The sequence below is a fragment of the Pseudomonas sp. NPDC077451 genome (assembly GCF_044543345.1).
Lineage (GTDB): Bacteria > Pseudomonadota > Gammaproteobacteria > Pseudomonadales > Pseudomonadaceae > Stutzerimonas.
On record NZ_JBITVX010000001.1, the window covers coordinates 312,050 to 318,703 of the forward strand.

Annotated in this window: 5 protein-coding genes; all 5 read left to right on the plus strand. The window is 61.6% G+C overall.

The features are described 5' to 3' along the window. Positions 1–65 precede the first annotated feature (65 nt). The 5 genes from cysM to ACIGHL_RS01415 all read left to right on the plus strand — a co-directional run bounded on the left by cysM (position 66) and on the right by ACIGHL_RS01415 (position 6,598). A complete protein-coding gene (gene cysM / locus ACIGHL_RS01395; RefSeq protein WP_046162400.1) occupies positions 66–968 on the plus strand; it encodes a cysteine synthase CysM in 903 nt (300 codons plus the stop codon). A 33-nt stretch (positions 969–1,001) separates the two neighbouring features. Continuing rightward, positions 1,002–2,357 (plus strand): 23S rRNA (uracil(1939)-C(5))-methyltransferase RlmD, encoded by a 1,356-nt coding sequence (rlmD, locus tag ACIGHL_RS01400; protein WP_128119053.1) that lies wholly within the window; start codon positions 1,002–1,004, stop codon positions 2,355–2,357. 99 nt (positions 2,358–2,456) lie between these two features. Further along, positions 2,457–4,703, plus strand: a complete 2,247-nt coding sequence (gene relA, locus ACIGHL_RS01405; RefSeq protein ID WP_128119054.1) for a GTP diphosphokinase — start codon at positions 2,457–2,459, stop codon at positions 4,701–4,703. Between the two features lie 417 nt (positions 4,704–5,120). Next, positions 5,121–5,945, plus strand: a complete 825-nt coding sequence (gene mazG, locus ACIGHL_RS01410) for a nucleoside triphosphate pyrophosphohydrolase (protein WP_128119055.1) — start codon at positions 5,121–5,123, stop codon at positions 5,943–5,945. Between the two features lie 113 nt (positions 5,946–6,058). Beyond that, positions 6,059–6,598, plus strand: coding sequence for a DUF2058 domain-containing protein (locus ACIGHL_RS01415; RefSeq protein ID WP_128119056.1), 540 nt, complete (start codon positions 6,059–6,061; stop codon positions 6,596–6,598). Positions 6,599–6,654 lie beyond the last annotated feature (56 nt).

Sequence of the window (6,654 nt, forward strand, 5' to 3'; positions counted from 1 at the left end):
TGCCCGTGGCCGATGGTTGCCGCTATCATGTGCGCCTCTCAAAGGCTGTGCGGTCCATCGAAGCCATGACAATTCAGTACCCGACCATCGCCGATTGTGTCGGCAACACGCCTCTGGTTCGCCTGCAGCGTCTGCCCGGCGAAACCAGTAACACCATCCTGGTAAAACTCGAAGGCAACAACCCGGCCGGCTCGGTCAAAGACCGTCCCGCGTTGTCGATGATCGCGCGGGCCGAAGCGCGGGGCGACATCAAGCCCGGCGATACGCTGATCGAAGCCACGTCCGGCAACACCGGCATCGCCCTTGCCATGGCTGCGGCGATCAAGGGCTACAGGTTCATCCTGATCATGCCGGACAACTCCAGTGCCGAGCGCAAGGCGGCCATGACGGCCTATGGCGCCGAGCTGATTCTGGTGAGCAAGGAAGAGGGCATGGAAGGCGCTCGCGACCTGGCGGTGAAAATGGCTGCCGAAGGGCGCGGCAAGGTGCTCGATCAGTTCGCCAACGGCGACAATCCTGAGGCTCACTTCACCAGTACCGGGCCGGAACTGTGGCAGCAGACTCAGGGCAGCATCACCCATTTCGTCAGTTCGATGGGCACCACCGGCACCATCATGGGTGTCTCCCGCTACCTCAAGCAGCAGAATCCGAACATCCAGATCATCGGCCTGCAGCCCATGGAGGGCGCAGCGATCCCCGGCATCCGCCGCTGGCCGCAGGAGTACCTGCCTAAGATCTACCAGGCGGAACGCGTCGACCGCATCGTCGATATGGCGCAGGACGAGGCCGAGCACGTCATGCGCCGCCTGGCCCGCGAGGAAGGCATCTTTTGCGGCGTGTCGTCAGGCGGGTCAGTGGCGGCGGCGCTGCGTCTGTCCAAGGAAGTCGAGAATGCGGTGATCGTTGCGATCATCTGTGACCGCGGCGATCGCTACCTGTCGACAGGCGTCTATGACCAGCCCAATTGATCCTATCGTGCCGGTTGAAGGCGGTACTTGCTGATGGCCAAACGCAGTGGTGGCTTGCGCTTCCAGCCTAGCGGTGGCGAGAAGAAGCCTCAGGTCCCGACCGGCAAGAAGCAGCGGCTGAGCATTGAGCGGCTGGCGAACGATGGCCGCGGGATCGCCTTTGTCGATAACCGCACCTGGTTCGTTGAAGGGGCCTTGCCCGAGGAAGACGTCGAGGCGCGCGTACTGAACGCCCGCAGCCAGATCGTCGAAGCCCGTACCGAGCGGGTGCTGGCTGCCAGCGACCGGCGGCGTGCCGAGCCGTGCCCGCATGCGCGGGTTTGCGGAGGCTGCAACCTGCAGCACCTGAGCGCGGCCGATCAACTCGAATTGAAACAGCGCAGCCTCGCCGAGCAATTGTCCCGGGTGGCCTCGATCGAGCCGCAGCAATGGGCGGCGCCGCTCAGTGGCCCCGAGTTTGGCTATCGCCGGCGCGCACGGTTGGCGGTGCGCTGGGACAACAAGGCGCGGCGGCTCGACGTCGGTTTTCGCGCCAGTGCCAGCCAGGACATTGTTGCCATTCGCGGATGTCAGGTGCTGGTACAACCCTTGCAGACGCTGTTGCCGGCTTTACTGGCCGTGTTGCATGCATTGGACAAGCCGCAAGTGATCGGGCATCTGGAGTTGTTCAGCGGGACGGCCGAGGCGGTGCTGGTACGCCATACCGCTGCGCTGGGGTCGGACGATCTAAAGCGTTTGGTCGACTTCGCGAATGAGCAGAACGTGCAGCTCTGGCTGCAAGGCGAGGGTCCGGCGCAGCCCCTGGACTCCGCGTACAGGTTGGGCTACCGCTTGCCAGCATGGGATCTGGAACTGGCCTGGCGACCAGGCGACTTCGTCCAGGTCAACGCGCCGGTCAACGAGGCAATGGTGACGCAGGCCCTGGAATGGCTGGCACCGGAAGCAGGCGAGCGGGTGCTCGACCTGTTCTGCGGGCTGGGCAACTTCAGCTTGCCGCTGGCTCGAAAGGGTGCAGAAGTGGTGGCCATCGAAGCTGTTGGCGAGATGGTCGAGCGCGCGCGCACCAATGCGGAGCAAAACGGCCTTCAAAGTGCGCACTTTTATCAGGCGGACCTGTCGAAGCCGCTTATCGAAGCGCAGTGGGCCAAGGGCGGCTTCGCGGCGGTGCTGCTCGATCCGCCGCGTGATGGTGCGTTGGAAATTGTGCGGCAGATGGCGACTTTAGGCGCACGGCGCGTGGTCTATGTTTCGTGCAATCCTGCAACGCTGGCGCGCGATGCCGCTGAGTTGGTCGGGCAGGGCTATCAATTGAAGCAAGCAGGCGTGCTGGACATGTTTCCGCAAACCGCGCACGTCGAGGCCATGGCACTCTTCGAGCGGCCAGCGTAGTTCAGTTTTTTTGACAGGCGATCGGCCTGTGGTTCAACCGACCGGCTCCGAGAAAGCCGGCGTATTCGACGCAGATGATGCGTAGAGGGAAGGTATTAGATGGTCCAGGTCAGAGCGCTTCAGCCGATCAACACCGACGGCAGCATCAACCTCGATGGCTGGCTCGATCATGTGCTGGGGATGGACCCAGCACTCGACCGCGACGCTCTCAAGCAAGCTTGCGAGTTCGCCCGAACGGCGGAACAGCAGGCCAACGCGGCACAGAATCTCTGGAGCGAAGGCACCTCCAGCTACCAGACCGGGCTGGAGATCGCCGAGATACTCGCCGACCTCAAGCTCGACCAGGACAGCCTGGTAGCCGCAGTGATCTATCGCGGCGTGCGCGAAGGCAAGATCCAGCTGGCCGAGGTGCACCAGCACTTCGGCCCGGTGGTGGCCAAGCTGATCGAGGGTGTGCTGCGCATGGCGGCCATCAGCGACAGCCTCAACCCGCGCGAGTCGCTGGTGCTGGGCACACAAACCCAAGTGGAAAACCTGCGAAAGATGCTGGTGGCAATGGTCGACGACGTTCGCGTCGCGCTGATCAAGCTGGCCGAGCGGACCTGCGCCATCCGCGCGGTAAAGAACGCCGATGACGACAAGCGCCACCGCGTCGCGCGGGAAGTGTTCGATATCTATGCACCGCTGGCCCATCGCCTGGGCATCGGTCACATCAAGTGGGAGCTGGAGGACCTGTCCTTCCGCTACCTTGAGCCTGAACAGTACAAGCAGATCGCTCAGTTGCTGCATGAGCGCCGGCTGGATCGTGAGCAGTACATCCAGAACGTGGTCCAGCAGCTCAAGGACGAACTGACCGCCACCGGGATCCACCCCGAAATAGACGGGCGTGCCAAGCACATCTATTCGATCTGGCGGAAGATGCAGAAGAAAGGCTTGCAATTCAGCCAGATCTACGACGTTCGCGCCGTTCGCGTGCTGGTGCCCGAGGTTCGCGATTGCTACACCGCGCTGGGTATCGTGCATACCCTTTGGCGGCATATCCCCAAGGAGTTCGACGACTACATCGCCAACCCCAAGGAGAACGGCTACCGCTCGTTGCATACCGCGGTGCTAGGGCCGGAAGGCAAGGTGCTGGAAGTGCAGATCCGCACCCAGGCTATGCACGAAGAAGCCGAGCTGGGCGTTTGCGCGCACTGGCGTTACAAGGGCACCGACGTCAAGAGCACCTCGAACCACTACGAGGAAAAGATCTCCTGGCTGCGTCAGGTGCTCGAATGGCATGAAGAGCTGGGTGATATTGGCGGTCTGGCCGATCAGCTGCGCGTCGACATCGAACCCGATCGCGTCTACGTATTCACCCCGGACGGCCATGCCATCGATCTACCCAAGGGCGCCACACCGCTGGACTTTGCCTACCGCGTGCACACCGAGATCGGCCACAACTGCCGGGGTGCCAAGATCAATGGGCGCATCGTGCCGCTCAATTACAGCCTGCAAACCGGCGAGCAGGTCGAGATCATCACCAGCAAGCACGGCTCGCCGAGCCGCGATTGGCTGAACCCCAACCTGGGTTACATCACCACCTCTCGCTCGCGGGCGAAGATCGTCCACTGGTTCAAGCTGCAGGCCCGCGACCAGAACGTTGCGGCCGGCAAGGCGTTGCTGGAACGCGAGCTTGGTCGCCTCGATCTGCCGCCGGTGGACTTCGACAAACTGGCGGAAAAAGCCAACCTGAAGACCGCTGAAGACATGTTCGCCGCACTGGGTGCCGGCGACCTGCGTCTGGCGCAGTTGGTCAATCATGCCCAGCAGCTGGTGGAACCGGATAGCCATAGCGACGATCAGCTTGAGCTGATCCCAAAGCGCCCCACCAGCACCAAACCGGGCAAGCGCGGCGACGTGCAGATCCAGGGTGTCGGCAATCTGCTCACGCAAATGGCGGGCTGCTGCCAGCCGCTGCCGGGCGATCCGATTGTCGGTTACATCACCCTCGGGCGCGGCGTCAGCATCCACCGCCAGGATTGCGCCTCGGTGTTGCAGCTGTCCGGACGTGAGCCGGAGCGGATCATTCAGGTCAGCTGGGGGCCGATCCCCGAAAAGACCTATCCGGCAGACATCAGTATTCGTGCCTACGACCGTTCCGGCCTGCTGCGTGACGTTTCGCAGATCCTGCTCAACGAGCGGATCAACGTACTGGCCGTCAACACTCGCTCGAACAAGGAAGACAGCACCGCGCAGATGACGCTCACCATTGAGATACCTGGGCTGGATGCGCTGGGGCGACTACTCAGCCGAATCTCGCAGCTGCCCAATATTATCGAGGCCAAGCGCCAGCGTACCTCCTGACCTGCTGCGCTCGGCCATACGGCGTTGCAAGCTAGCTGAAAAATGCTCATTGGCAGAAGCCAACTCCGCTTTTTCAGCTAGCTTGCGCCTTGTCTGGCCTTCGCTCGCGACGGTCAGACCTGTTTTGTTTGGCATCTGATCTGAGCTGCTGCGCTCGATCTGGCGTTGTTGAAGCCCAACCGAAAAATGCTCATTGGCAACAGCCAACTCCGCTTTTTCGGTTGAGCTTCGCCTAGCCAGCTCTTCGCTCGCGACGCTCGGGGACGGACGTAAGTATGTGTGAAGCCGCACGCAGAGCGCACGTAGGGTGGATGTCGCTTTTTACATCCACCACGACGCCGCCGCGGTGGATGGATGAGGCGTCATCCACCCTACAATGGGCTCAGCTTCACTCTCAGGCTTTCACCGAGGAATCTCATGTACCAGCTCAATGACCTTCTGCACCTGATGGCCCGGCTGCGTGATCCGCAGCATGGCTGCCCCTGGGATCTGCAGCAGGATTACGCCAGCATCGTGCCGCATACGCTGGAAGAAGCCTACGAGGTGGCGGATGCCATCGAGAGCGGTGACTTCGATCATTTGCCGGGTGAGCTGGGCGACTTGCTGTTCCAGGTTGTCTATTACAGCCAACTGGCGAAGGAGGAGGGCCGCTTCGAGTTCGATGCGGTCGTTGATGGCATCACCCGCAAGCTGTTGCGTCGGCACCCGCACGTGTTCCCTGACGGCGATCTGTACGGCTCGCCGGAGTTGCCGCGCCTCGATGAGGCAGCCATCAAGTTGCGTTGGGAGGAAATCAAGGCCGAGGAACGCGCGGAGAAGTCCGCAGTGCCCGAGCAACTGTCGCTGCTCGATGATGTGCCCAGCGCGTTGCCCGCCTTGAGTCGCGCTGCCAAGCTGCAGAAGCGCACCGCTCAGGTCGGCTTCGACTGGCCGGACGCGTTGCCGGTGGTGGACAAGGTGCGTGAGGAACTCGACGAAGTCCTCGAGGCCATGAGCGAGAACGACCCGGAGGCCATCGCAGAGGAAATCGGCGATTTGCTGTTCGTCACGGTCAATCTGGCGCGGCACCTGAAGGTCGATCCGGAGAATGCATTGCGCGCGGCTAATCGCAAGTTTGAGCGACGCTTTCGCTTTATCGAACAAGCCTTGCGGGATAGCGGTCGGCCCATTGAAAATTGCGACCTGGAAGAGCTCGACGCGCTATGGGGCGAGGCCAAGAAAGCCGAAAAGATACCGACCTGAGGTTGATAGCCGGAGCGTAATCGTGGAAGTTGTCAGGGCCACGAACCCGCTAGGTGGATCCTGTTGATCCGCCCTTACGTCTAATTTGAATTCACGACGAGACGAGCCGACACATGAGTCTTTCCCTTCGCGATCAGCTGCTCAAAGCCGGGCTGGTCAATGAGAAACAGGCCAAGCAGGCCGGCAAGCAACAGCAGAAACAGCAGCGCCTGGTGAAGAAAGGCCAGGCTGAACAGGACACCTCGCAACGCGATGCGGCACTTAAGGCTCATGCCGAAAAACTCGCCCGCGACCAGGAGCTGAACCGTCAGCATCAGGAAAAAGCCGAACAGAAGGCCCGTACCGCGCAGGTCAAGCAACTGATCGAAGGCAGCCGCTTGCCTAAGTTGACCACCGAGGACTACTACAACTTCGTCGACGACAAGAAGGTCAAGCGCCTGTCTGTGAACAAGCTGATGCGCGACAAGCTCTCCAGTGGCTCGCTGGCTATCGTCCGCCATGGCGGCGGTTATGAAGTGATCCCGCGTGAGGCGGCACTGAAGATTCAGGAGCGCGACCCGCGCCGCATCGTGCAGCTCAATGTTCAGACCGAAGCGCCGGATGCCGATGATCCTTACGCCGCTTACCAGATCCCCGACGATCTAATGTGGTAACCAGCCTGCCTGAAATCAGCGCACATAACGTCGAGGTGTAGGAGCGAGCTTGCTCG

Excerpts from the sequence above, each read along its gene's own strand:
- cysM (WP_046162400.1), top strand. The coding sequence starts at position 66 with ATGACAATTCAGTACCCGACCATCGCCGATTGTGTCGGCAACACGCCT.
- rlmD (WP_128119053.1), top strand. The coding sequence starts at position 1,002 with ATGGCCAAACGCAGTGGTGGCTTGCGCTTCCAGCCTAGCGGTGGCGAG.
- relA (WP_128119054.1), top strand. The coding sequence starts at position 2,457 with ATGGTCCAGGTCAGAGCGCTTCAGCCGATCAACACCGACGGCAGCATC.
- mazG (WP_128119055.1), top strand. The coding sequence starts at position 5,121 with ATGTACCAGCTCAATGACCTTCTGCACCTGATGGCCCGGCTGCGTGAT.
- ACIGHL_RS01415 (WP_128119056.1), top strand. The coding sequence starts at position 6,059 with ATGAGTCTTTCCCTTCGCGATCAGCTGCTCAAAGCCGGGCTGGTCAAT.